The sequence below is a fragment of the Dactylosporangium vinaceum genome (genome assembly GCF_019904175.1).
Classification (GTDB): domain Bacteria; phylum Actinomycetota; class Actinomycetes; order Mycobacteriales; family Micromonosporaceae; genus Dactylosporangium; species Dactylosporangium vinaceum.
In genome coordinates, this window is the sequence record NZ_CP061913.1 from 7,645,320 (window position 1) to 7,669,375 (window position 24,056).

General features: G+C 73.5%; 21 protein-coding genes. 7 read left to right on the forward strand and 14 right to left on the reverse strand.

Going from position 1 to position 24,056, the window contains the following annotated elements; all coding sequences use genetic code 11:
• Together Dvina_RS34280 and Dvina_RS34285 are read right to left on the reverse strand one after the other, a co-directional pair.
• Entirely contained in the window at nucleotides 1-459 is a 459-nt protein-coding gene (locus tag Dvina_RS34280; RefSeq protein WP_246656620.1) for a cold shock domain-containing protein, read from the reverse strand.
• 31 nt (nucleotides 460-490) lie between these two features.
• The gene (locus Dvina_RS34285; protein ID WP_223093423.1) at nucleotides 491-1,876 is read right to left on the reverse strand and encodes an acyl-CoA synthetase; all 1,386 of its coding nucleotides are present in this window, start codon (nucleotides 1,874-1,876) and stop codon (nucleotides 491-493) included.
• A gap of 196 nt (nucleotides 1,877-2,072) precedes the next feature.
• Here Dvina_RS34285 and chvE point away from each other — a divergent pair, with 196 nt between their 5' ends.
• The 3 genes from chvE to mmsB are packed head-to-tail and all read left to right on the forward strand — an operon-like array spanning nucleotide 2,073 to nucleotide 6,023.
• On the forward strand, nucleotides 2,073-3,203 hold the full coding sequence (chvE, locus tag Dvina_RS34290) for a multiple monosaccharide ABC transporter substrate-binding protein (protein WP_246655507.1): 1,131 nt from the start codon (nucleotides 2,073-2,075) through the stop codon (nucleotides 3,201-3,203).
• Nucleotides 3,204-3,256: 53 nt separating this feature from the next.
• A complete protein-coding gene (gene mmsA / locus Dvina_RS34295) occupies nucleotides 3,257-4,792 on the forward strand; it encodes a multiple monosaccharide ABC transporter ATP-binding protein (protein ID WP_223093424.1) in 1,536 nt (511 codons plus the stop codon).
• A 7-nt stretch (nucleotides 4,793-4,799) separates the two neighbouring features.
• On the forward strand, nucleotides 4,800-6,023 hold the full coding sequence (mmsB, locus tag Dvina_RS34300; protein WP_223093425.1) for a multiple monosaccharide ABC transporter permease: 1,224 nt from the start codon (nucleotides 4,800-4,802) through the stop codon (nucleotides 6,021-6,023).
• A gap of 83 nt (nucleotides 6,024-6,106) precedes the next feature.
• Here the strand turns inward: mmsB and Dvina_RS34305 are convergent, their stop codons facing one another.
• Together Dvina_RS34305 and Dvina_RS34310 are read right to left on the reverse strand one after the other, a co-directional pair.
• The gene (locus Dvina_RS34305; protein WP_223093426.1) at nucleotides 6,107-6,850 is read right to left on the reverse strand and encodes an alpha/beta fold hydrolase; all 744 of its coding nucleotides are present in this window, start codon (nucleotides 6,848-6,850) and stop codon (nucleotides 6,107-6,109) included.
• Nucleotides 6,851-6,935: 85 nt separating this feature from the next.
• Nucleotides 6,936-8,351, reverse strand: a complete 1,416-nt coding sequence (locus Dvina_RS34310; RefSeq protein ID WP_223093427.1) for an MFS transporter — start codon at nucleotides 8,349-8,351, stop codon at nucleotides 6,936-6,938.
• 56 nt (nucleotides 8,352-8,407) lie between these two features.
• Between Dvina_RS34310 and Dvina_RS34315 the strand changes: the two genes are divergently transcribed.
• A complete protein-coding gene (locus Dvina_RS34315; protein ID WP_223093428.1) occupies nucleotides 8,408-8,818 on the forward strand; it encodes a MarR family winged helix-turn-helix transcriptional regulator in 411 nt (136 codons plus the stop codon).
• A gap of 45 nt (nucleotides 8,819-8,863) precedes the next feature.
• Nucleotides 8,864-9,598: a hypothetical protein gene (locus Dvina_RS34320; protein WP_223093429.1), complete on the forward strand. Its 735-nt coding sequence runs from the start codon at nucleotides 8,864-8,866 to the stop codon at nucleotides 9,596-9,598.
• A 52-nt stretch (nucleotides 9,599-9,650) separates the two neighbouring features.
• On the opposite strand, the gene Dvina_RS34325 is transcribed toward Dvina_RS34320, so the two are convergent.
• The 4 genes from Dvina_RS34325 to Dvina_RS34335 all read right to left on the reverse strand — a co-directional run bounded on the left by Dvina_RS34325 (nucleotide 9,651) and on the right by Dvina_RS34335 (nucleotide 12,973).
• Entirely contained in the window at nucleotides 9,651-10,247 is a 597-nt protein-coding gene (locus Dvina_RS34325) for a TetR/AcrR family transcriptional regulator (RefSeq protein WP_246655508.1), read from the reverse strand.
• A 27-nt stretch (nucleotides 10,248-10,274) separates the two neighbouring features.
• Nucleotides 10,275-11,309 carry a YhgE/Pip family protein gene (locus Dvina_RS54700; protein WP_246655509.1) on the reverse strand — a complete coding sequence of 345 codons (1,035 nt, stop codon included), beginning with the start codon at nucleotides 11,307-11,309 and terminating at the stop codon, nucleotides 10,275-10,277.
• A 159-nt stretch (nucleotides 11,310-11,468) separates the two neighbouring features.
• A complete protein-coding gene (locus Dvina_RS54705; protein ID WP_246655510.1) occupies nucleotides 11,469-12,416 on the reverse strand; it encodes a YhgE/Pip family protein in 948 nt (315 codons plus the stop codon).
• The gene (locus tag Dvina_RS34335) at nucleotides 12,413-12,973 is read right to left on the reverse strand and encodes an ATP-binding cassette domain-containing protein (RefSeq protein ID WP_223093431.1); all 561 of its coding nucleotides are present in this window, start codon (nucleotides 12,971-12,973) and stop codon (nucleotides 12,413-12,415) included. The genes Dvina_RS54705 and Dvina_RS34335 overlap by 4 nt, the downstream gene beginning before the upstream one ends.
• 104 nt (nucleotides 12,974-13,077) lie before the next feature.
• Here Dvina_RS34335 and Dvina_RS34340 point away from each other — a divergent pair, with 104 nt between their 5' ends.
• Entirely contained in the window at nucleotides 13,078-13,638 is a 561-nt protein-coding gene (locus Dvina_RS34340; protein ID WP_223093432.1) for a Clp protease N-terminal domain-containing protein, read from the forward strand.
• A 174-nt stretch (nucleotides 13,639-13,812) separates the two neighbouring features.
• Here Dvina_RS34340 and Dvina_RS34345 read toward each other — a convergent pair whose 3' ends face one another.
• The 3 genes from Dvina_RS34345 to Dvina_RS34355 form a co-directional block, all read right to left on the reverse strand.
• A complete protein-coding gene (locus tag Dvina_RS34345) occupies nucleotides 13,813-14,097 on the reverse strand; it encodes a hypothetical protein (RefSeq protein ID WP_246655511.1) in 285 nt (94 codons plus the stop codon).
• Nucleotides 14,098-14,341: 244 nt separating this feature from the next.
• The gene (locus Dvina_RS34350; RefSeq protein WP_223093433.1) at nucleotides 14,342-17,905 is read right to left on the reverse strand and encodes an HD domain-containing protein; all 3,564 of its coding nucleotides are present in this window, start codon (nucleotides 17,903-17,905) and stop codon (nucleotides 14,342-14,344) included.
• A 76-nt stretch (nucleotides 17,906-17,981) separates the two neighbouring features.
• The gene (locus Dvina_RS34355) at nucleotides 17,982-18,860 is read right to left on the reverse strand and encodes a LysR family transcriptional regulator (protein WP_223093434.1); all 879 of its coding nucleotides are present in this window, start codon (nucleotides 18,858-18,860) and stop codon (nucleotides 17,982-17,984) included.
• An 84-nt stretch (nucleotides 18,861-18,944) separates the two neighbouring features.
• On the opposite strand from Dvina_RS34355, the gene Dvina_RS34360 reads away from it, so the two are divergent.
• The gene (locus Dvina_RS34360; protein WP_223093435.1) at nucleotides 18,945-20,165 is read left to right on the forward strand and encodes an MFS transporter; all 1,221 of its coding nucleotides are present in this window, start codon (nucleotides 18,945-18,947) and stop codon (nucleotides 20,163-20,165) included.
• Between the two features lie 319 nt (nucleotides 20,166-20,484).
• Here Dvina_RS34360 and Dvina_RS34365 read toward each other — a convergent pair whose 3' ends face one another.
• The 3 genes from Dvina_RS34365 to Dvina_RS34375 all read right to left on the reverse strand — a co-directional run bounded on the left by Dvina_RS34365 (nucleotide 20,485) and on the right by Dvina_RS34375 (nucleotide 23,994).
• On the reverse strand, nucleotides 20,485-21,141 hold the full coding sequence (locus Dvina_RS34365; protein WP_223093436.1) for a DUF305 domain-containing protein: 657 nt from the start codon (nucleotides 21,139-21,141) through the stop codon (nucleotides 20,485-20,487).
• 969 nt (nucleotides 21,142-22,110) lie between these two features.
• Nucleotides 22,111-22,959 (reverse strand): aminoglycoside phosphotransferase family protein, encoded by an 849-nt coding sequence (locus tag Dvina_RS34370; RefSeq protein ID WP_223093437.1) that lies wholly within the window; start codon nucleotides 22,957-22,959, stop codon nucleotides 22,111-22,113.
• The gene (locus tag Dvina_RS34375; RefSeq protein WP_223093438.1) at nucleotides 22,960-23,994 is read right to left on the reverse strand and encodes a LacI family DNA-binding transcriptional regulator; all 1,035 of its coding nucleotides are present in this window, start codon (nucleotides 23,992-23,994) and stop codon (nucleotides 22,960-22,962) included.
• Nucleotides 23,995-24,056: the final 62 nt, after the last annotated feature.

Here is a 24,056-nt window from a genome sequence, read left to right on the forward strand (position 1 = left end):
TCAGCTTTCCACCCAGCCGTGGCTGCGGGCGAACGCCACGAGGTGCTGGCGGGCCTGGGCGATCTGGGCACCGGTCAGCGACGGGACGTGCTGGATGAGCAGCTCGGTCACCTCGGCCGTGAACTCGCGGCTGGAGAGCACGTCGCACAGGCCGTCGTCGTCGCCGGTCGGGGCGTGGTCGGTGGTCACCGGCGTGAACGGGGCCGACGCCGAGGCCACGGTGCGGGTGTGCTCGCGCCGCGGCGGGGGCGGGGTGTCGAGGATGCGCACCGTCGAGACCTTGAGGCCGCGCTCGCCCTCCTCGACCTCGTATTCGACGCGCATCCCGGGATGGACCAGGTGACGCTGGTCGCCGAAGTCGTTGGCGTGGACGAACACGTCCTCACCGCCGGCGTTCGGCGCGATGAACCCGTATCCCCGCACCTCGTCGAACCGCAGAATTCTGCCGGTCTCCACCACAGACCACCCACCCACACAAGAAACGTCAGGACTACAGCATAGGGCCACCCAGCCGTTTCTTCTGCACCTTGCCCATGGCGTTGCGCGGCAGGGCGTCGAGGAAGTGCACGGCGCGGGGGCGCTTGTGGACGTTGAGGTGGGCGGCGACGAAGTCGATCAGCTCGCGCTCCCCCACGCCGGGGGCCGCGACGACGTAGGCGGTGACGACCTCGCCGAGGTCCTCGTGGGGCACGCCGACGACCGCGGCCTCGCGGACCGCGGGGTGGGCCAGCAGCGCGTCCTCGACCTCGCCGGCGCCGATGCGGTAGCCGCCGCTCTTGATGAGGTCGGTGGAGGCGCGCCCGACGATGCGGTGCCAGCCGTCGGGCGCGATGCGCGCGAGGTCGCCGGTGCGGAACCAGCCGTCCGGGGTGCGGGCGGAGCCGGCGGGCTGCCCGCGGTACCGCCGAAGCAGCATCGGGCCTTTGACGAGCAGCTCCCCGATCGTCTCGCCGTCGCGCGGGGCCTCGGTGCCGTCCTCGGCCAGCAGGCGCGTCGCGACGCCCGCGACGGGGGTGCCGACCTGACCCGGGCGGCGCTCACCGTCGAAGCGGCTGGAGATCGTGATGAGGGTTTCGGTCATGCCGTATCGCTCGACCGGGCGGTGGCCGGTGAGGGCGTACAGGCGCTCGAAGACGGGTGCGGGCAGCGGGGCGCTGCCGGAGACCAGCAGCCGGGCCGGGCGCAGGGCGCGGGCGGCGGCGGGCTCGGCGCAGACGCGCGACCAGACGGTGGGAACGCCGAAGTAGAGGGTGCCGCGGGCGGCGGCGTACGCGGCCGGCGTCGGGCGGCCGGTGTGGACGAGCGGCGAGCCGACCCGCAGGGCACCCAGGACGCCGAGAATGAGGCCGTGGACGTGGAACAGCGGCAGGCCGTGCACGAGGCGGTCCTCGGGCGTCCAGGCCCAGGCGTCGGCGAGCGCGTCCAGGCCGGCCTCGACGGCGCCGTGGGTGAGCTCGACGCCCTTGGGCGATCCGGTGGTACCGCTCGTGTACATCACCAGCGCCACGTCGTCGGGGGCGGGGGCCGGGCCCGCGAACTGCGCCGTGCGGTCCGGGTCGACGGGCGTGGCACCGGGCAACCGGTTGCTCAACGTGACGGCGGCCCCGGAGTCGCGCAGGATGTGCTCGCGCTCGGCCGGGCCGGCGTCGGCCGGCACCGGCACGACGGCGGACCCGGCCAGCAGCGCCCCGGTCACGGCGACCACGGTCTCCAGCGACGGGGTGGCGTCGACGGCGACGGTGGCCGCGCCGTGGACGTCGGCGGCTACCGCGTTGGCGGCGTTGCGTAACCGTTGCGCGGACAGACCGCGACCGTTCACACTGACGGCGGGTCGATGGCCGGTACCGTAGGCGTGCAGACCATTGAGCAGGCGCATGGGCCCATCGTCACACGAGGTCAGTGTGGGGAAACGGCCGGATCACGATCCGATCGCCCGTCTTGACACCCCTCTTTGTGAGCGTTAACACTGTGCCAGCAACGCCCCAGCAACAATTTCGAAACCGTGTCGGTGGCAGCGTTCACACCCTTACGCCCAGCCAGCCGACCGCTGCACGCTGCCCTGAGGGGGAGAAGTGAAGTTCGCACGTATCGCCGCTTCAGCGATCGGCCTGGCCGTCGCCTTCAGCGTCGCCGCCTGTGGCTCGTCGGAGAAGACGGCCGACAAGGACACCAACGCCCCCGGCAACAACGCCGGCGCCCTGGTCGGCGTCACGATGCCGACCAAGTCGTCCGAGCGGTGGATCGCCGACGGCAACAATGTCAAGGCGGCGCTGGAGAAACTCGGCTACAAGGTCGACCTGCAGTACGCCGAGAATGACATCCCGACACAGGTCAACCAGATCGAGAACCAGATCACCAAGGGCGCGAAGCTGCTCATCATCGCGTCGATCGACGGCACGGCCATCACCACCCAGCTGCAGGAGGCGGCCGACAAGAAGATTCCGGTCATCGCCTACGACCGGCTGATCCGCAACTCGCCGAACGTCGACTACTACGCCACCTTCGACAACTACAAGGTCGGCGTACAGCAGGCCACCTCGCTGCTGGTGGGCCTGGGCCTGAAGAAGGAGGACGGCTCGGACGGCACCGCCACGGGCCCGTTCAACATCGAGCTGTTCGCCGGTTCGCCCGACGACAACAACGCGACGTTCTTCTTCAACGGCGCCATGGACACCCTCAAGCCCTACATCGACAAGGGCACACTCGTCGTCAAGAGCGGCGAGAAGGACTTCAAGACTGTCGCGATCCTGCGCTGGGACCCGGCGACGGCCCAGAAGCGCATGGAGGACCTGATCACGAAGGCGTACGGCGGCGGTGCGAAGGTGCAGGGCATCCTCTCGCCGTACGACGGCCTCTCGATCGGCATCCTGTCGGCGCTCAAGAGCGCCGGCTACGGCACCGCCGGCCAGGCGTACCCGATCGTCACCGGCCAGGACGCCGAGGTCGCCTCGGTCAAGTCGATCATCAAGGGCGAGCAGTACGCGACGATCTACAAGGACACCCGCAAGCTGGCCGACGTCACCGTCAAGATGGGTGACGCCGTACTCAAGGGCGGCAAGCCCGAGGTGAACAACACCAAGGACTACGACAACGGCAAGAAGGTCGTTCCCTCGTACCTCCTCGAGCCGGTCGTGGTGTACAAGTCCAACTACAAGTCGATCCTGATCGACGGTGGCTACTACACCGAGGACAAGCTCAAGTAGCAAGGTCTGCGGGGCCCGGGTGCACACCCGGGCCCCCTTGAGGGAGAACGAGCATGACCGAGGCGCTCCTGCAGATGCGGGGCATCACCAAGACGTTCCCGGGCGTGAAGGCCCTGGACGACGTCAACCTCACCGTCCGCCGGGGCGAGATCCACGCCATCTGCGGCGAGAACGGCGCCGGCAAGTCGACCCTGATGAAGGTCCTCTCCGGTGTGTACGGCCACGGCTCCTACGAGGGCGAGATCCTCTTCGAGGGCGAGCCCTGCCACTTCAGCGGCATCCGGGACTCGGAGCGGCGTGGGATCGTCATCATCCACCAGGAGCTGGCGCTCATCCCGTACCTGTCGATCGCCGAGAACATCTTCCTGGGCAACGAGCGGGTCGGCCGCGGCCTGATCGACTGGAACCGCACCAACGACGACGCGGCGAAGCTCCTGGCCCGCGTCGGGCTGCGGGAAAACCCGGTCACGCCGGCGATGGACCTCGGCGTCGGCAAGCAGCAGCTCGTCGAGATCGCCAAGGCGCTGTCCAAGGAGGTCCGGCTGCTGATCCTCGACGAGCCGACCGCGGCGCTCAACGACGAGGACTCCGCGCACCTGCTCGGCCTGCTGCGCGAGCTGCGCGACCAGGGCGTCACCTGCGTGATCATCTCGCACAAGCTCAACGAGATCGAGGCGATCGCCGACTCCACGACGATCCTGCGCGACGGGCGGACCATCGAGACGCTCGACATGCACGCGCCGGGCGGGGTCAGCGAGGACCGGATCATCTCCGGCATGGTCGGCCGCGACCTCGAGCACCGGTTCCCGCCGCACGAGCCGAAGATCGGCGCGGAGGTGCTGCGGATCGAGAACTGGACGGTGCACTCCCCGACCCAGCACGGCCGCACGGTCGTCGACAACGCCTCGCTGACCCTGCGGGCCGGCGAGATCGTCGGCCTGGCCGGGCTGATGGGGGCCGGGCGCACCGAGCTGGCGATGAGCGTGTTCGGCCGCAGCTACGGCGTGGACATCTCCGGCCAGGTGTACAAGGACGGGCGGCCGATCCAGCTGCGCTCGGTGCAGGAGGCGATCGGGCACGGCATCGCCTACGCGACCGAGGACCGCAAGCGCTACGGCCTGAACCTCATCGAGGACATCCAGCGCAACGTCTCCGGCGCGGCCCTGGGCAAGCTGACCGGCCGGGCGGGCTGGGTCGACGACAACCGCGAGTACGAGGTCGCCGAGCGCTACCGCGGCAGCCTCAACATCAAGGCGAAGACCGTCGGCACCATCACCGGCACGCTGTCGGGCGGCAACCAGCAGAAGGTCGTGCTGGCCAAGTGGATCTTCACCGACCCCGACGTGCTGATCCTCGACGAGCCGACCCGCGGCATCGACGTCGGTGCCAAGTACGAGATCTACACGATCATCAACCAGCTCGCGGACCAGGGCAAGGCGATCCTCGTCATCTCCTCCGAGCTGCCCGAGCTGCTCGGCATCTGCGACCGGATCTACGCACTGTCGGCCGGGCGCGTCACCGGCTCGGTCGAGCGGGCCGAGTTCTCCCCGGAGCGTCTGATGCGCCTCATGACCAGGATCAAGGAGTAACCCGTCAATGACCACAGTGGTCGAACCCGCGGTCGAGCCGACCGTCACGCCACCGACGCGGTTCTCGGTGAACCTGCGCCAGAGCGGCATCTACATCGCCTTCGCCGCGATCGTCGTGTTCTTCACGATCCTGACCAACGGCGCGCTGCTCGAGCCGCAGAACCTGTCCAACATGGTCATCCAGAACTCCTATGTGCTGATCCTGGCCATCGGGATGATTCTGGTCATCATCGCCGGGCACATCGACCTGTCCGTCGGCTCGGTCGTCGCCGTCACGGGCGCGCTGTCCGCGGTGCTGATGGTGAAGGCCGACATCCCGTGGCCCCTGGCCATCCTGATCACACTGATCGCGGGCGGGCTGATCGGGGCGTGGCAGGGCTTCTGGATCGCGCACTTCGGCATCCCGGCCTTCATCGTCACCCTGGCCGGCATGCTCATCTTCCGCGCGCTCACGATGATCACGCTGAGCAACCAGGGCATCGGCCCGTTCGCCGAGGACGTGCGCACGCTGTCCAACGGCTTCATCCCGGGCTTCCTCAACAACGTCGGCCTCGGCCCGCTCGGCGGCGCCGACCTGTTCACGCTGCTCGTCGGCGTCGCCACGGTCATCGGCATCGTGCTGGTGCAGTGGCGGGCCCGCCGCGGCCGGATCCGCTACGGCCAGGCCGTCGACTCGATGCCGGTCTTCTGGGCCAAGCTCGCCGGCTCGTCGCTGGTGCTCATGTTCGTCATCGTGCAGCTGGCCCGGTTCAAGAACCTGCCGTGGGTCCTTGTCCTGCTCGCCGTGCTCGTGCTGACGTACACGCTCGTCTCCCAGCGCACCGTCTTCGGCCGCCACATCTACGCCGTCGGCGGCAACCTGCAGGCCGCGAACCTCTCCGGCGTGAAGGTCAAGTCGGTGACGTTCTGGATCTTCGTCAACATGGGCGTCCTGTCGGCGATCGCCGGCATCATCTTCGCCGGCCGCCTCAACCTGGCCGGCCCGACCGCCGGCAACGCCTTCGAGCTCGACGCGATCGCGGCCGCGTTCATCGGCGGCGCCGCGGTCCAGGGCGGTGTCGGCAAGGTCGTCGGCGCCATCACCGGCGGCCTCATCATGGCCGTCATCAGCAACGGCATGTCCCTCAACAGCGAGCCCACCGAGCGGGTGATGCTCGTAAAGGGCATCGTCCTGCTGGCCGCCGTCGCCTTCGACGTGTGGGCCAAGCGCCGCGCGGGCCGTTCGCGCTGAAGCTTCCTTCGGTATCTGGTGAGAAATGAGAAGGGTGGACCGCCTTCGGGGCGTCGGCGGTCCACCCTTTTCCACTGCGCTCGTCAGCTCGCCTCGATGAACGTCCACAGTGCACCGAGCAGCGCCTCCGGGCTCTCCAGCTGCGGCAGGTGGCCGGTGCGCTCCAGCACCACGAAGTCCGCCTTGGGCAGGGCCGCCGCGAACGCCCGTCCATAGCCGGGATCGGCGATGCCGTCGCTGTCTCCCCACACCACAAGCGCCGGTTTGTGTACCGCCACGAGCCGCCCCCGCAGCGTGGGGTCCACCATCGACGGCCGCCCCGCGTAGACCTCGAGGGTCGCGCGGTTGCCCGCCATCACCGCCCGGGCCGCCTCGGGCATGGCGCCCGGGTCGATGACGCGCCCGGTGGGGTCGTAGTAGCTGGCCGCGGCGATCTGCGGGAACGACAGGTTGAAGAAGTCGGCGACCGGATGCCCCTCGACCTCGATCCCGACCCCGTCCACGATCACCAGCGCGCCGATCCGCGGTGAGTCGAGGATCGCCAGCTCGGCCGCGATCCAGCCGCCGATCGAGTTGCCGACGACCACGACGTCGTGCAGGTCGAGCTCGTCGAGGAACGCGTGGTAGGCCGCGGCCAGGTCCTTGACGCCGGCGATACCGGCGGGCCGCTCGGTGCCGTCGAACCCGGGGTGCGTCGGCGTGATGACCCGGACGGGGTGCTCGGCCGCGAACCGGTCCGCGAACCCGGTCACCGACGCCGGGCCGGCGCCGCCGTGCAGCAGCAGGACGGGGCGGCCGGTGCCACGCTCGGTGTATTGGATGCTCATGGCTGTGCTCCTTCGGTGAGGGTTGCTCGATACATCGGATATTTCCTATTTTTAAGGTCTCGCGATGACGTGGTCGTTCTCGTGACTATGCCGAGGTGCCGGGCGCACGGAGCCCCTGAGCCGCAGCGGCCTCGGGGACCGGCTCCTCGGGCTGCTGCGGGTGTCCGGCGCGGTGGCTCAGACGGATCAGGCCGGCCGCGATCACGGCGGTGACGAGCAGGACACCGGTCAGGACGGCGGCGAAGGCGTGCACGGCACTCGCGAGGCCCGACGTGGCGCGGGCGGCCAGGATCGCGCCCAGGACGGCCGGGCCGAGCGCCGCGCCGATCTGGCGCACCGCGTTGCTCGCCGCTCCGGCCAGCCCGGCGAACTGCGGCGGCACCGACTGCACGGCCACCGCCGAACTCGTCGCCATCACCAGGCCGGCCCCGAAGCCCAGCACGGCCAGCCGCCAGGCCAGTGCGCCCGCCCCGGCGCCGTCCACGCTCAGCAGCGACGCCGCCCCGGCGGCCGCGACGACGAGCCCGGCCGTCAGGACGCTCCGGCCGTCGATGCGCCGCTGCAGCCGGCCCGCGGCCACACTGCCCAGGGCGTTGCCGGCAAACAGGCAGCCCAGGCGCAGCGCGATGCCGAACTGCCCCACGTGCTGCCGGCTCAGCGCCAGGCTCAGGAAGAACAGGCCGCCGCCGATCGCGAACAGCACGACCGTCGCCGCGAGGGCGGCCGCCGCGAACCCGCCCGAGGTGAACAGCGCCGGCGGCAGCAGCGGTGCCGCGGCCCGGCGCTCGATAAGCCCGAGCGCCACGAACGCGAGCACCGCCACCGCAGCCGCGCACCAGCCCGCGGCGCCCCCCTCGATCACGGCGAACACCAGCGCGGCCACCCCGGCCGCGGCGGCCACCTGCCCGGCGACGTCCACGGGGCGCCGGGCCGGCCGCGGCACCTCGGCCGCGCCCCGGCCCAGCAGCGCGGCGACCGCGGCGAGCAGCGCGATGGGCGGGTACAGCCACCACCAGCTCGCCACCGCGGTCACCGCGCTCGTCAGGAACGGGCCGCCGCCCAGGCCGCCGACCGTCGCCGCCGCCCAGAACGCGATCCACCGGGCCCGCCGGCGCGGGTCGGGCGCGGCCGCGGCGAGCAGCGACAGCGTGGCCGACATGACCCCGGCCGCGCCGATGCCGGCCACGCCCTGGGCGAGCCAGAGCAGCTCGATCGAGCCCAGCTGTCCGGCCAGCGCGCCGAGCAGGCTCCCGAGGACGGTGCCGCCCAGGCCGGCCAGGGCGACCCGGCGGGGCCCGAGCCGCTCGGCCAGGGCGCCGGCGGGCAGGACGAGCGCGGCGAGGGCCACGGCGAAGGCGTCGGCGACCCACTGCAGCCGCAGCGTGCCCGCCCCGGTGGCCGCGGCGATGGCCCCGAGCGCGCCGTTCGCCGCAGAGAACGGCAGGTAGGACACGAGCATCGCGGCACAGGCGAAGCGCACCGTCCGGGCATCAGCTCTCATATAAGGAACCTTATATCAGCATGTTGATACAAGCAACCTGAGATAGCATGGCCGGCATGACGAGGGCGATCACCGAGATCGGGCTGGCGGTCAAGCGCCTGCAGATCCGCCACCACCGTGAGGCCAATGCGGCCCTGGCCCCGCTCGGCGTGAGCCTGGTGCAGTGGGACGCGCTGCGGCACCTGCACCGCAACCCCGAGGCGTCACTGCACGACCTGGCCCAGCTCACGTTCCAGACCGACCAGTCGTTCGGTACCCTCGCGGCTCGCATGATCGACCGCGGGCTGATCGAGCGCCGGCCGGGGCCGGGCCGGGCGATCCGGCACCGCCTGACCGACCGGGGTGAGGCCGTCCGCGCGCAGGGCCAGCAGCTGATGACCGAGGTCCTCGAGCGCTCGTTCGCGGCCCTCTCCCCGCAGGAGCTGGCCACCTTCGACGCGCTGCTGGTCCGTCTGCTCGGGAGCTAGGTGCCGCACTGGCCGATCGAGATCGACCCGCGTCATCATGGGGGCATGGCCGGCGACCCCGCGCTGGAGCGCGTCCGCGCCGCGATCCGGCGGCTCGACGCCCCGCGGACCCTGGCCGAGCTCGCCCGCGCCGAACCCCGCCTCGGCGCCGACCCCTGGTACCGGACCGTCGCCGACTACGTCCAGCGCCGCCTCTGGCAGCCGGCGTCCGAGCCGGCGCCGGGCAGCCTGGCCGTCGGCTCGCTGCAGCAGGTCCTGCGCTGGCTGCTCGCCGAGGAGATCGCCGCCGCGGCCGGGCTGTTCGCCGAGGGCCGGTACGCCGACACCCGCCGGGTCTGCGAGCGCGCCGCCCGCATCGACGGCCAGTGCGCCCAACTGGCCCTGCTGCGCGGCATGGCGATGGCCGCGGACGCCCCCAAAGACTGGGCCACCCTGATCGAGGCCCGCCGCTGGCTCACGGTCGCCGCCACCGACCCGGCGCTGCAGGACGAGTGCCGCCGGGCCGCCGAGCACCTCGACGCCGCCCTCGACCGCCGCGAACGCACCGAGGTCACCCGCCTCGCCGAGGGCTACGCCGCGATCCGCCGCGTCTACGACCGCACCACCCTGTACTACGTGGAGGCCGTCAACATGCGCGCCTCCCTCGTCGCCCTGGGCGGCAAGGTCGACCGGGCCCGCCGCCGCTGCCGCCCCGGCCGGCCCGGCGCCCGCTCCCTGGACGCCCTCGCCCGCACGATCACGTCCGACCTCGCCGTCCTGCGCGCGGCCCTGGGCCTCTGAGCGCCACCGGAACTCCCCCGCGTGGTCGCGCTTCGGGCCTCTGAGCACTCCGTCAGATGCCGACCCTCGCGCGGATGACGGCTATCAGGGAGTCCTGGACCGACTCCAGGGAGCGGTCCGGTTCGAAGACGAGCCAGTCGACGGCCACCACCAGGCAGACGCCGAACAGGGCGGCGGCGGCCATGCGGACGTCCAGGGTCGGCTCGAAGTGGCCCTCCTGCACGCCGCGGGTCAGGACGCCGGCGATGACGCCCACCGCCTCGTCGCGCAGCAGGTGCAGGGTCTGGTGCCACTCGCGGTTGGTGCGCCACATCTCGGAGAGCAGGAGCTGGGCGAAGGCGCGGTGCTGGTGGATGTAGGCCAGCTCGGCGCGGATCAGTGCCACCGCCTGCTCCGGCGGTGTGCTGAAGGCGGCCACGGCCGTGTGGAAGTCGGCGGTCAGCAGGCCCACGCCGTGGCGCAGGAGCGCTTCGAACAGGGCGTTCTTCGAGGGGAAGTTGTAGTAGACGGTGCCCTTCGCGACGCCGGCGGCGATGGCGATGTCGTCGACCGTCGTGTTGGAGAAGCCGTGCTCGGCGATCAGGTCCATCGCGGCGTCGTACAGGCGCTGGCGGGTGTCGTCGCGGCGGCGGGTGCGTCCGTCGGGCACGGCTTTCTGCTCCATCACGAGGTCCGATCACATCACCAGGTCCGGGTGGAGCTTGGCCGGGGTCAGGCGGCGGCCCCGCCACGCGGCCAGGCACGTCAGCGCGAACGCGGCGGCCGCGAAGCCGGCCAGGACCAGCGCCCCGGTCACCACCGTACCGCCCGGGCCGCCGTTGATCAGGTGGCGCAGGCCCGACACCACGTACGTCATCGGCAGGAACGGGTGGACGGCCTGCAGGAAGCCCGGCGTGGTCTCGATCGGGTACGTGCCGCCCGACGACGTGAGCTGCAGCATCAGCACGGCCAGGGCGACCAGGCGGCCGGCCGGGCCGAGGCGGGCGCCGAACCACTGGATTAGCGCGGTGAACGCCACGGCCGTCAGGCCGAGGAAGGCGTACATCGCCCACGGCGACACGGGCCGCAGCCCCAGGGCGAAGCGGACCACCAGGAACAGGGCGGTGGCCTGGACGACGCCGATGAGCAGGGCGGGCAGCCAGCCGGCCAGGGCGGCGCGCCAGGGCCGGGCGCCGGAGACGAGGTGGCGGCGGGTCAGCGGGCGCAGGACCATGTAGCTGATCATGGCGCCGACCCACAGGGCGAGGCCGAGGAAGTACGGGGCGAAGCCGGCGCCGTAGGTGCCCGCCGGGTGCTCGGTCTGCCGGTTCAGCGCGACCGGGTCACCCAGGACGCCGGCCCGTTCGGCGGCGGTGTCGGGGTCGTACCCGGGGATCTTCCCGGCCCCGGTGGCCAGCCCGTCGGCCAGGCGGGTCGCGCCGTCGCCGAGGCTTGTCAGGCCGGTCGCGAGACGGTGGCCGCCGTCCGCGAGATCCCCGAGCCCGGAGTCGAGCTGGCGGGCGCCCGACGCGAGCCGGTAGAGACCGCCGTTGAGGTCTTTCGCCCCCTGCACTGCCGCGGTGGTACCGCCCTGCAGTCGCGAAGCACCGCCCGCCAGCGCGTCCAGGCCGGCAGCGAGCCGGTCGACCTGGGTGCGGGCGGCGGCGACGTCGTCGGCGAGGTGCGGGGCGGCCTGCGCCACCTGGCGGGCGGTCGCGGCGACCGTGTGCATCTGCGCCCGCAGCTGGTCGAGGTCGCCGGTGCGCAGGCGGGTCTGGAGCGCGGCGGCGGCCTTGGCGGCGGCGTCGGCGGCGGCCAGGGCCGAGCGGTACTCGGGACTGTCGACGATCTGGGGGTACGACCGGCCGAGCTTCTGCAGTTGGCTCCTGGTCTATGCGGCCTGCTCGGCGGCCGTCTGCGCCAGGCCCGGCAGGGCGTCGAGGTGCTGGAGGATCAGGTCGGCGCCGTCGGCGATGGCGGTGGCGGACGCGGCGATGAGCTCGGCGTTGTCGCGCAGGACGGGCTCGATCCGGTCGGCCGCACCGTCCACCTTGGACGCGAGGAGACGGCCGCCGGCAGCGGCCTGGGCGGTGCCGTCGGCGAGCTGGGCGGCGCCCGCGTCGAGCGCGACGAGCCCGTCGTAGAGCTGCTGCGACCCCGCCGTCGCCCGGGCCAGCCCGGTGTCGATCGACCCGGCGCCGGCGTGCGCCTGGTCGATGCCCGTCGCCAGGTCGCCGGCTCCGCCCTTGGCGTCGGCCGCGCCGTTCGCGAGCTGCGAGGCCCCGTCGGCGGCCTGCTGCGTCTGGGACTTCAGGTCGGTGAAGCCGATGAGCATCCGGTCGAAGTAGCCGCGGGCGGCGGTGCTCGACGCGCTCGCCCGGACCTCGGTGAAGACGCTGCGGGCCAGCTGGCCGGAGAGGTAGTTGGTGGCGTCGTCGTTGACGACGGTGAGCCGGCCCCGGGTCGGGTCGCGCTGCGGGTCCGGCGGCGTGACGAGCGAGGCCGAGAAGTCGGCGGGGATGGTGAAGACGAGCTGGTAACGGCCGTCCTCGAGGCCCTGGCGGGCCTGCTCGGCGGTGGCCGGCTGCCAGCCGAAGACGTCGCGGTGCTGCAGCTCGTCGGCCAGGTCGCGGCCGGCGGCGAGCGTGCTGCCGTCGGCGGCCCGCGCGGGCCGGTCGGCGTTGACGACGGCGACGGGGATGTGGCGCATGTTGCCGTACGGGTCCCAGAACGCCCACAGGTACAGGGCGCCGTACAGCAGCGGGATGAGCGCGAGGACCACGAGCGCGGCGACGGTGATGGGCGCGCGGAAGAACCGGCGCAGTTCGAACAGGTTCATGCCAGACGCTCCCGGGCGGTGACGACGACGGCGGCTGCGGTCTCCTGCAGTGCCTTGTGCAGCTCCTGCTGCTCCACTTCGGACAGTCCATTGTCGACGTCGTCGGCGAAGACGATGCCGGGCTCGTGCAGGCTCGCGAGCACGAGCCCGAGCCGGTGGGCCGACAGGCGATCGAGGTCCCGTCCGAGCGCGTCCGGCCGCAGGGGTACCCCCTCCAGCAGCTCCAGCGCCCGGGCCCGCCGGGCGCGCAGCGAGAACGGGGCCCGGCCCAGCAGCACGAGCCGCTCCTCGACGTGCTCGGCGACGGTCAGGCCCGGCTCGGGCTCGTTGACGCCGGCGACGAACCCGAGCGCCGGGCGTACCGTGCGCCGCACCGTCCCCGCGGTGGTCCGGAAGAACCCGGCCAGGGCCAGCAGCAGCGAGGTCCGCCCGCTCCCGGCCGCACCGTCGATGGTCACCAGCTCACCCGCCCGCACGACCAGGTCGACGTCGCGGAACACCCAGCCGCGCCGCGTGCGGGCGCCCAGCCCCTCGGCGACGAGCACCTCGTCCGTCACGGCAGCCTCCTACGTTTCTTGAACTGACCAGTCAGTCTAAAAACATATTGGTGGCCCGGCGCTATTCCTTGCGTCACTAACCCCAATGGGGTTACATAGGGGGCATGCGAATCGAACTCGACCTCCCCGACGCCCTCGCCGCCGCCCTGGAGCGCTCCGGCCTACCCGCGGCGACCCTGTGCGAGCGCGCGCTGGAGCAGGCGGTGGCCCGCGCGGCCGCCCTGCGCTCCCTGGACGCCACCGCCGATGCCGCGAGCCTTCCGCACTTCACCGCCCGCGCCCGGACCGCCGTGACCCTGGCCTTCGAGCGCGGCGGCGCGGCCGCGACAAGCACGGACGTGCTGCACGGCCTCGTGGCGGAAGGCAAGAACCTGGCGGTCCGGCTGCTGCCGGCCCTGGGCGTGGACCCGGCCGCCCTCCCCCAGCCGGACGGCACCGACGATCCCGGCACGGCCGCGGCGGTGGTGGAGCTGGCCCAGCTGGAGGCGGCGGCCCTGGGCCACAACTACGTCGGCGGGGAGCACCTGCTGCTCGGCCTGCTCGCCGAGCCGGACGGCCGGGCCGGCCACGCACTGCGCGCCCAGGGAGTCGATCTGCCGGCCGCACGGGCCGCCGTGGTGGCGGCACTGACCGGCTTCACCCATGCTCGCGCCACGGATAGCTAGCGCGCTGCTGATGCTCGCCCTGGTGCTGCCGGTGCTGCTGGACTGCCTCTCCCGGTAGCACCGCCCGGTGCACGAAAAGTCGGGCGCTCCGCGCCACGACTTTTCGGACTTATCACACCATATTGGCGCCCGTCGGCGGGATCGACGCGGTCATCGACTGGGTGCCGGGGCGGGTCAGGTGGTGCAGGTGGCGCCGGTCAGGGCCAGGCCCCGGGTCGTCGCGCGGCGGCGCTGGTAGACGGCGCCCACCGTGGCGATCGCCCAGCGCATCCGGGCCACGGCGGCGTCCGGGTGGTCGCCGAACTCGCCGGCCACGCAGGCGGCGCAGCCACGGCTGCCCAGGCGGGCGAACGACTCCGCCACCGCCCGGCGCACCGCGACCGGGGCCGGGCATTCCGAGGACTGCACGCTGGAGACGAACAGGGCCTCCGCACGCGCAATCGCCAACACGTCGGGCATCTCGCACCTCCCTGGAACGTTCAGCCTGCTCACACCGTACGGAGACGGCGTGCCCACCCACATCCGGGCCGCAACCCCGGGCCGTCCCCGAACCCGGGCCCTGAGAGGACCCTGGAGATCACGAACGGAGGGCCGCAGCTCCAGTAGATCACCGAGCGTGCGCGCCCGATCACGGAGGTCGTCTACCCGACCGAAGGTATCTACGGGCTACCGTGCGCCGGGCCGGTTGGGTGCGGATAAAGCGTCAGCACTGCTCCACGACAAGACCGAACATCCGCTGGTACCGCACCAGCCGCTCCCTGGTCTCCGCCGGCTTCTCGCGCACGGCGGCCGCGGCCGCTCGGATCGCGGGCGCCCCGACGGTGCCGTGGACGGCCGGCTCGGCTCCGTCGTAGAACTCGCTGAGGACGATGGGGTCGGGCCAGTACACCAGGCCGTCCGGGCAGGCGTCGCCGTCGACGTCGAGGGTGAGGCCGTAGGAGCGGAACCGGGCCAGGCGGGCGTACGCGTCGCGGATCGCCAGCCCGTACCGGCCGGCGGCGAGGACCAGCCGCAGCGGCGCCACCGTCCAGTCGTGCGGGCCGGCGATCGCGGCCTCGATCAGCGCCGCGTCGTAGGGGTCGGGGCGGTAGCCGGCGCTCGCCGGGTCGATCGCCGGGACGGGGGCGCCGAGGTGGCGGTACGGGGCCAGGGCGCTCAGCTGCTGCTCCAGCGTCCGCCCGGACCGCTCGGCCAGGCGGGCCAGGACGTGCGGGGCCAGGGGCTGCCACTCGCCGTGCCCGCCGGTGACCCGCACCAGCGCGGCGGCGACGTCGGGCCCCGGGTGCAGGACGCCGGCCGCGGCGGGGATCGGCTGGGCCAGGGGCAGGCCGGCCGCGGCCTGCTGCAGGGGCCGGCCCTGCTCCGCCGCGGCCATGAGGATCTCGGCCGGGTGGACCCGCTCGACGGGGCCGCGCAGGGGGGCCGGTGGCGGCGCGTTGAGCCGGGCGGCCTCGTCGGTGACCCGCTGGTGGGCCTCGGCGACGGTCGTGCCGAGGTCGCGGGCGAGGCCGGCGATCCGCTGCGGGTCCGGCGGCTCGGTGAGGTGCCGGACGAAGTCGGTGACCGGGTCGGTGGCCGGCTCGTCCTGGGCGGTCCAGAACGCCACCAGGTATCCCGCACCGCGGAGGCGGTCGGCCCGGAACCGCAGCTCGTCGGCGGTCAGGTCCCAGTTGTCGTGGGCCCACTGCAGGCGGCGGTGGGAGACGGCCGGGTGCCAGGGTGCGCCGGTGTGGCCGGAGTCGGCGGCGAAGAGGGCGACGTCGTACCAGTCGGGGACGAAGCCCTGCTCCGGGCCCGCCCCGAACCACTTCGCGGCCACCCGCAGCGCGATACCCAGGCGGGCCGCGGCGACGAGGAGCCGGACCGAGGCCGGGCCGTCGTCCGGCGGCCAGCCCAGGGCGAGCAGGGTGGCGACCGGGTCGCCGCTGCCGACCGGGCGGGCCCGGGCCAGGTCGAGGCCGGTCAGCACAAACCGGCGGGCCCGGTAGCGCACGTCGCTGGTGCGGATCGCCGGTGCCGGCAGCGGGCTCGGGCCCGGTCCGGCGCCGAGCCCGGCCGTCACCTGGGCGTGCACCTCGTCGATGAGCTGCAGGACGTAGCCGTCGAGCGGCTCGGGGACCGGGAACCCGGCCGGGTCGGCCGGGGCGAGCGCGTCGGTGCCGGTGCGGCCCCAGACGGCGCGGCGCCAGCCGGTGAGGCGGGCGGCTGCGGGGTGCGTGGCTCGCAGTACCACCGAGAGGTCCTGGGCCAGACACCCGACGGCGCCGAGCGTCAGGGGCTCGCGGGGTGCGGACGCGTCGAGCGCGAGGCGCTCGGACCGGTGCCATTCGAAGATGAGCTGGGCCAGCCGGGGCTCGGCCGTCGCGACCGACCACAGCCACCGGTAGGTGAAGCCGTCCCACCCGGCGAGGCGGGGCACGCTCGCGGCGACAGCGGCCGCGACCCAGGCGTCGTCGTCGCCGGTGCGGTCGGCGATCCAGCCGTGATGCTCGGCCGGGCGGGCGGCGAGCAGGCCGCCGGCGAGGAGCATCGCGGGACCGTCGATCCACCAGATCCGGTCGGCGCCCGCGCGCGGCCGGGACCGGACGAGGTCCGGGTGGCGAGGGACGCCGGGCTCCCAGCGGGCGATCGGGGCGCCGGCGCGGTGGACCTCGACGGTGTCCGCGGCGACAACGAGGTGCGCGGCCAGGATCTGGTGGACGTCGACGGCCACGCCGGCGGACAGGACCAGCCGGACCCGGGTGCCGGCGGTCTCGGGGCCGCCGGTGTCGCGGTGGATGCGGTACAGGCCGCCGTGGGCCGGGATGCGGGTGTGCAGGCGGCTGTCGCCGGCGGTCGTCCAGATCAGGGCCTCGTCGGCGATGCTCGCGCCGGCGCCCGGGAACGCGGCCCGGGCGGCGCCGTTGTCCTCGCACTCGAGGTACTCGCGGCCCTGCTCGTCCACGCCCTGCCGGAACACGATCCGGCCCGCGTGGGTGAAGCGGCAGGCGTCGCGCGCATTGCGGTACAGCTCCAGGACCGCGCTCGTCGCGTCGCCGCCGCCGGCCGGCTGGAAGCGCGGGAGTTCCTCGCCGGCCAGATCCTGCTCGCAGCGGGCCGGGGCGCCGGCGACGAGGCCGCGGACCGGCCGGCACGCGCGTGCCGCCTCGGCGACCAGGTCGTCGAGCGCGGCGTACAGGGCCGGGTGCGGGCACTCGGCGGCCAGGACCAGCGCGTCGCCGCGGCGGTGCCAGGTCATCGCGGTGGCCAGCGTCTCGTGGACCTGCGCGAGGTCGATCGGCTCGGGGCCGCCGATGTGGTCGGCGAGCACCGCGCTCATCCGGCGCGGGTCGGCGGCGAGGACGCCGGCGAGGCGGAGCAGCGGGTCGTCGTCGCCGGGGTCGGCCGCCTGGTGGGCGAGCCACATCGTCAGGTCGTTGCGCTCGGCCTCGGGCATCCGGGCGGCGCGGCGGGGCAGCCGCGCCGGGTCGGGCTCGACGTCGTCCAGGCGCTGCGCGAGCGCCGCCTCCCGGCGGAACGGGGCGGCGACGAGGGCGGCCACGTCGGCGGCGGGGAGCCGGGCCGGCTCGAGCAGCTCGTACAGCCGGTCGAGGACCCGCAGCGGATGCGCGTCGTCGCTCCAGCGGTCGGTGAGCCCGGTCCGCTCGGCGAGGGCGGCCCGCCGCTGCCGGACCGTCCGCGCGTGCGCCGTCACCTGGTCGCGCACGGTGCTGCGGAGGCGGGCCGCGGCCGGATCGTCGCCGGCGAGGGTCCACAGCCGGGCCGCTTCCGCGCGGGCGGGCCAGTCGTCGACGGGCGGTACCGCGTCGCAGACGACCAGTTCCAGCGCGTCGGGCCGGTTGGACCACCACACGGCGCCGGTGCCCGCGAGGACCTCGCCGAGGGTCGCGGCCGCCGAGTGCCGCCGCAGTCGCCGGGCCAGCGCCCCGGTGCAGCCCTCACCGGCGATGCACACGACGGCCCCCGCTGCGGCGCCGAGGTCGAGCGGGATCAGCCGGTCCGGGCGGCGGCGTCCGGCGTCCGCGGGCACCGCGTAGTCGGCGCCGTCGATCCGCACGACCGGCCCGGCGAGGTACACCAGCAGCGTCGCGCCGTCGGGCACCCCTTCCAGCGCCGCCTCGATCGCGTCCAGGCAGCGGTTGCGGGTCGCCTCCGGGCCGGCACCGAGCTCGGTGACGGCGTAGCCGGACTCGCGCAGTGCCGCGCTGAGCGGCGACCCGTCGTCACCGGGGGCGGTACCGATCACCAGGGCGGGCCGAGACGTCATCGTTTGCTCCACGCAGGCGGCGGTCGCGTCCCGCTCATGCTGTCGAGGCCGTGCCCGCGGGGCAAGAGGCGTTCGGTCACCGATACTCCTCGACAAGGCCCAGCAGCGCCCGCACCGCCGCGGTGGGGCGGCGGGTGGTGGCCGTGGCCACGGCGAACGTCCAGCGCAGGGCGGTGGTGATGGGGATGACGCGCAGCGCGGGCTCGTCGGGGACCGAGAAGCGGGGAATCAGCGCAATGCCGAGACCTTCGCGGATGTACTCCTTCACGGTGGCGATGTCCGCGACCTCCACTGCCACCCGCCGGGCCAGGCCCGCGGCCGCGAAGGCGCGGTCGACCTCGGTGCGGTTGCCGTAGCCGGGCGGTGAGTCGACGAAGGGCTCGTCGGCCAGGTCGGCCAGGTCCAGCGTCGCGCGCTGCGCGAGGGGGTGGGCCACCGGGAGTACCGCCACGATCGGCTCTTCGGCAAGGGTCCGCAGGGACAGGGTGGCGGGCGGGCGGCCCGGCAGGGAGAGGAACGCCACGTCCAGCTCGCCGTCGGCCAGGCTGGCGGCGAGGCCCGCGGAGCCGGTCGGGGCGGCCCGCAGGCGCAGGTCGACGGCCGGGTGGTCGGCCCGGAAGCGGCCGAGCAGGCGGGGCAGGTCGACGAACGGCACCGAGATGAGCGTGCCGATGCGCAGGGTGCCGCGCAGCCCGCCGCCGACCTCCTGCACCGCGTCGCGGGCGGCCTGGGCGGCGTCGATCGTGGCCCGGGCCTCGGGCAGGAGGGCGGCGCCGGCGTCGGTGAGGACGACCCGCTGCGAGGTGCGCTCGAACAGGCGGGCGCCCAGGTCGCGCTCCAGGGCCCGCACGGCGGCGGAGACCCCGGACTGCACGACGCGCAGGCGCTGGGCCGCGCGCGTGAAGTTGCGCTCCTCGGCGACCGTCACGAAGTACACGAGATGCCGCAGTTCCACGCCGCTAGATCTATCACGTTTCGTGATCGCCATGAGCATGAAGATTCGTTGGCGGTGCTGGCCGCGCCGAGGCAACCTGCCATCATGACCACCGTGATCGACCGTCCGGCCGCCGCCGCCCAGACCGAGCGCCGGCGCCTCAGCCACGAGCAGGGGTTCTGGGCCGTCGCGTTCGCCTTCGCCGTCTCCCTGGCGTTCACCGTCGTCCCGACGCCGCTGTGGGCGATCTACCAGCGCCACGACGGGTACTCCACCATCGCCGTCACGATCGCGTTCGCCGCCTACGCGTTCGGCGTCATCCTGTCGCTGTTCCTCGCCGGCCACGTCTCCGACTGGCTGGGGCGCCGCCGGATCCTGCTGCCGGCCGTCCTGCTCGAGGCGGTCTCGGCGGTGCTGTTCCTCACGTCGACCGGCTTCGGCGTGGTCATCGTGGCCCGGGTGCTGTCCGGCCTGGGCATCGGCATGATCACGGCGACCGCGACCGCGCACCTCTCCGAGCTGCACGCCAAGGCCCGCCCGGACGCGTCACGGGCCCGCGGCGACCTGGTGGCGACGGTGGCCAACCTGGGCGGCTTCGCGTTCGGGCCGGTCGTGTCCGGCCTGCTCGCGCAGTACGTGGGGGCGCCGCTGCGCACGCCGTACCTGGTGTTCCTGGGCCTGCTGCTGGCGGCCGCGCTCGCGGTGGCCCTGGCCCCGGAGACGGTCGCCGCAACGGCCCGGCGGTACCGCCCCCAACGCGTCGGCGTGCCTGCGGCGGCCCGGCCCCGCTACTTCGCCGCCGCGACCGGCGCGTTCGCGTCACTGTCGGTCCTGGGCCTGTTCACGTCCCTCGCCCCCGCCTTCGTCGCCGGCACCCTGCACCACCCGTCCCGGGCCCTGGCCGGCGCGGTGGCGTCGCTGGTCTTCGGCTCCGGCGCGGTGGCCCAGGTCCTGCTGCGCCGCCGCTCCATCCGGGCCCAGCTGGGCACCGGCCTCCTCCTGATCGTCCTCGGTCTCGCCACGGTGACGGCGGCGGTGTGGACCGCGTCGCTCACCGCGTTCCTGCTCGGCGGCGTCCTGGCCGGGGCGGGGGCGGGGGCGCTGCTCAAGGGCGGCATCTCGACGGTGGTCGACCTGGCGCCGGCGGGGATTCGCGGTGAGGCGCTGGCGGGGCTGTTCCTGGGCGGGTACCTCGGGCTGGCCGTTCCCGTCCTGGGCTTGGGCGTGCTCACGCAGGTGGTGAGCGCGCCGGTGGCACTGCTGGGCTTCGCGGGCGCCATTGCGGCGCTCGTCGCCCTGGTCAGCCGGCCACTGCTGCGGCGCTGAGCCTGGCGCCGCGGCGCCGCGCACGGTGGCTGCGGCGCTGAGCCTGGCGCCGCGGTGCTGAGCCTGGCGCCGCGGTGCTGAGCCTGGCGCCGCGGTGCTGAGCCTGGCGCCGCGGTGCTGAGCCTGGTGGCTGCGGCGTCGGACTCCGGCGCTGGGCTTGGCGCTACTGCGCTGGGCTGGGCGCTACTGCGCTGGGCTTGGCGCTTCGGCGTTGCGCTCTGTACCGGCGTCGCTTCGTAACGGATTTGGCGGTGGCCATAGGGGCTCTGATCCGACGGTCTCCGGTCATCGCGGTCCGGGCTGGGTGTTGGTCGGCGGGTCAGCCGTTCGTTGCGGCGGCGGGGAGTTTGGCGTTGGCGTCACCGCGGGTCTTGGCGACCTGCTGGGCCAGGGCCTTGACGGTGGGGCTGGTGCCGTTGGTCAGCTCGGAGCCGGCCAGATTGGCGAGCTGGGTGAGGTGCTCGCGGAGGATGTCGAGAGCCTGTTTCTCGAACGCTTCACCGGTACCCGCCCGCAGCGCCGCAAGCCGATCCGCGTCGACGAGCCCCGGCATCTTGTGACCCTTGTGCGGGCTGTCCGTCGGCAGTCCGGCCTGATCGGAGATGGCCCGCAGGCGCGGCAGCTCCGCCGAGTACACCCCGTGCAACTCCCCCGCCACCGCCACCAGCCCCGGGTCGGCCGCCTTGGCCGTGACCAGGTCCAGGACGGGCAGCAGCTGCTCGTCCATCGGGATCATGAGCTCGACCCAGGCCAGGTCGGTACCCCCGAACTCGGACGCGACGACGGCCACCGGCCCACCCGGCGGCGGGGCGGCGGACTGCGTGCCGGCCCCGCATCCGCCGAGCACGACCAGGACCGTCCCCATGCACAGGACGGCCGGAATGCGCAGGTAGGCAGGGACTCGCAGGAAGGCGCGAACCCGCACGAAGGCCGGGACGTCCAGGACTCGTTCCGCTGGGACGGGAGCGGTCGGCACGGGAGCAGCCGGGACGCGCACCGCCTGGACGTGCACCGCCTGGACGGGGACTTTTCGGACGGGGGCTGCCTGGACGGGGACTCGGGCCACGGGTATGACGGCCGGGATTGAGACGGCAGAGACGCGCGCCGCCGGGACTGGGACTGCAGCGACTGGGACTGCGGCGACGGGCATGGCGGCCGGAACCTGAATGGCTGGGGCCGGGGCCGCTGGGGAGCGGACGGCTGGGATCGCCGGGGCGATCGCGGGTGAGGCGGCCGCAGCGGGGGCGGGGCGAAGTGGCAGGTGTCGACGTCGCATGGCGGTGCGGCCTTCCTGTGCCTTCGATGTGCAGTTGTCGTGTGACTCATTGTGGTGGGAGAGCGGTATCCGGGGAACCCTCGATGCCCGGGGCTGCGGCGCTCCCGGGCACCCGAGCCCGTGGTGGAGCGCCGCAACCGCGGATCCGATGGCGGAGACCCCAACCCGGTCACCGCCACGACGGTTGTGGGCGGAACACCCGGCGCAGGGCCGCGCGACGCCGTCCGCTCGCGGGCGCCGGAGGCAACCGGGGCTCCCGGGCGGCCCCCGCCTGGATGACCACCCGAACCACCGTTGCCGTACGCCCTCGCCGAACGCCCCAGTCATCCCCCGTCGGGCCCGCTGACCCGCTGATCTGACCGCCCCGGTTCGCGCTCCCCGCCGGCACCCGATCCATTGGAGAGCGCTCTCCGTAAACTCAGTCTCGCGGCTCACCAAGCCCCTGTCAACAACCGAAAAGGCTACGGAAGCGCCGTCCGGAGCAATCTTGGGAGAGCGCTCTCCGATCCCGGCTCCGCGGGCCCGGACTGCGTCTCGGATCGCGTCGCGCCGATCGGACGACGGCTGAGCGAGTGGATGGTCAGGGGCGGCAACACTCTGCGGGCTCGATCGGCTGCGAGCGGCAACAAATCTCCGACACGGGCTCGGCCGGGACCGTAGCCGGGACGGTCAAGCAACCTCGCGCAGCGCGTGGGCGGCCATCGCGTGCATCTCCGGCGCCCCGGTCGGGTCGGCCGCGATCGCCGCCGCCATGTTCAGCGCCCACCCCCGGCCCCGCTGCCACGTGTCCTCGTCGACATCGAGGGCGCCGCGGAACCGGGCACGGGCGGGCGCGTCGAACACCAGCCACGCCGCGGCCAGGTCGGTGGCCGGGTCACCGGCGGTGAGGTCGCCGAAGTCCAGCACCGCGGCCAGGCGCCCGTCGGGACCGGCGAGCAGGTTCGCCGCGTGCAGGTCGCCGTGGACCCAGCGGGGTCGATCGGGCCAGGGCGGTACAAGCGTCAGGTCTGTCCAGAGTTTTTGCAGTAATCGAGGAACACGACCGGATGCGAAGCGCTCCGCCATCGCCTCGGACCGCGTGGCCAGGGGCACGCCGCGGACCGGGTTGGCCGGGGCGTCCGGGGGTGCGGGCCGGTGCAGGGCGTTGAGGAACCCGGCCAGCTGCTCCGCGAACAGGATGCGTTGCGTGACCGGCACGGCGGTGACCACGGTGCCGGTGATCCAGGCGGTGATGCTCCACGGATAGGGGTAGCCGACGGTGGGCCGGCCGTTGCGGACGGGCACGGGGATCGGCAGCGGCAGGCGCGGCGCCAGGTGCGGCAACCATCGCTGCTCGTGCTCGATGAGCGCCGCGGCCACCTGCCGGCGGGGCACGCGCACGGCCAGGTCGGCGCCGAGCCGGAAGATGGCGTTGTCCCAGCCCGCCGCCACCGGCCGCAGCTCGCCGTCGAGGTCGGGGTGCTGCTCGCGCACCAGGCCGGCGACGAGCGCTGTCGACACGTCGATGTCGGCAAGCATCTACGCCGACTGACGCACGACGAGCTTCGGGTCGAAAATCACGGATTCGACACGCAGCCCGGGATCGTCGATGCGGGCCAGGACCAGGCGGGTCGTCTCCGCCGCCATGTCCTCGAGGGGATGGCGCACAGTCGTCAGCTGGGGCCGGGCGTCCAGGGCGGCGCTGCTGTCGTCGAAGCCGATCACCGCGACATCCTCCGGCACCCGCCGATCCAGGGACCGCAGCGCCATGAGTGCACCCTGCGCCATCAGGTCGTTGGCCACGAACACGCCGTCCAGGTCGGGGTACTGCTTCATGAGCATGAGCAGCGACGATTCGCCGGACTCGTAGGTGAAGCCGCCCTCGACGGTCGGGAACCAGGCGTGCCCGTGCCGGGCCAGGGCCTGGCGGAACCCGGTCAGCCGGTCCTGGGACGCCGGGACGTGCGCCGGGCCGGTGATCATGCCGAGCCGGGTGCAGCCACGACCCACGAGGTGATCGGCGGCGAGCGCACCGCCGGCGTCGTTGGCCAGATCGACGTACGAGATCGGGACCGGCTGGGCCGGCCGCCCGACGAGCGCGGCGGCGATCCCGGCGTCGCACAGCTGCTGCGGCAGCGTGTCCTCGGGGTGCAGGGAGAGCAGCACGGCCCCGTCGGCCTGGCCCTGGCCGAGGTCGCCGACCAGGCGGGTGCGGGCCTCCTGTGTGCCGACGATCTGCAGGGCGAGCTGGATGCCCTTCGGGCGCAGCACGCTCATCACGCCGCCGACGATCCGGCCGAAGAACGGGTCGGCGAAGAACCGGCGCATGAATGGGTCGTCGTCGTGGGACACCGAGTCCGACACGACGAGCGCGACGGTCCCGCTACGCCGGGTGACGAGCGAGCGGGCGGCCCGGTTCGGCACGTATCCGGTGGCGTCGACCGCCTGCCACACGATCTCGTGCAGCTTCGGGTCGACGTTGCGCACGCCGTTGATGACCCGCGAGACGGTCGCGCGGGAGACACCCGCGGCCTCCGCCACGTCCTCCAGCGTGGGTCGTCGCTTGTCGCTCACGCCGACACCTCCGCGGGCTCCGGCGCCGGCGCGGGCTGCGCCCTGCGCCTCCGGTTCGCGGC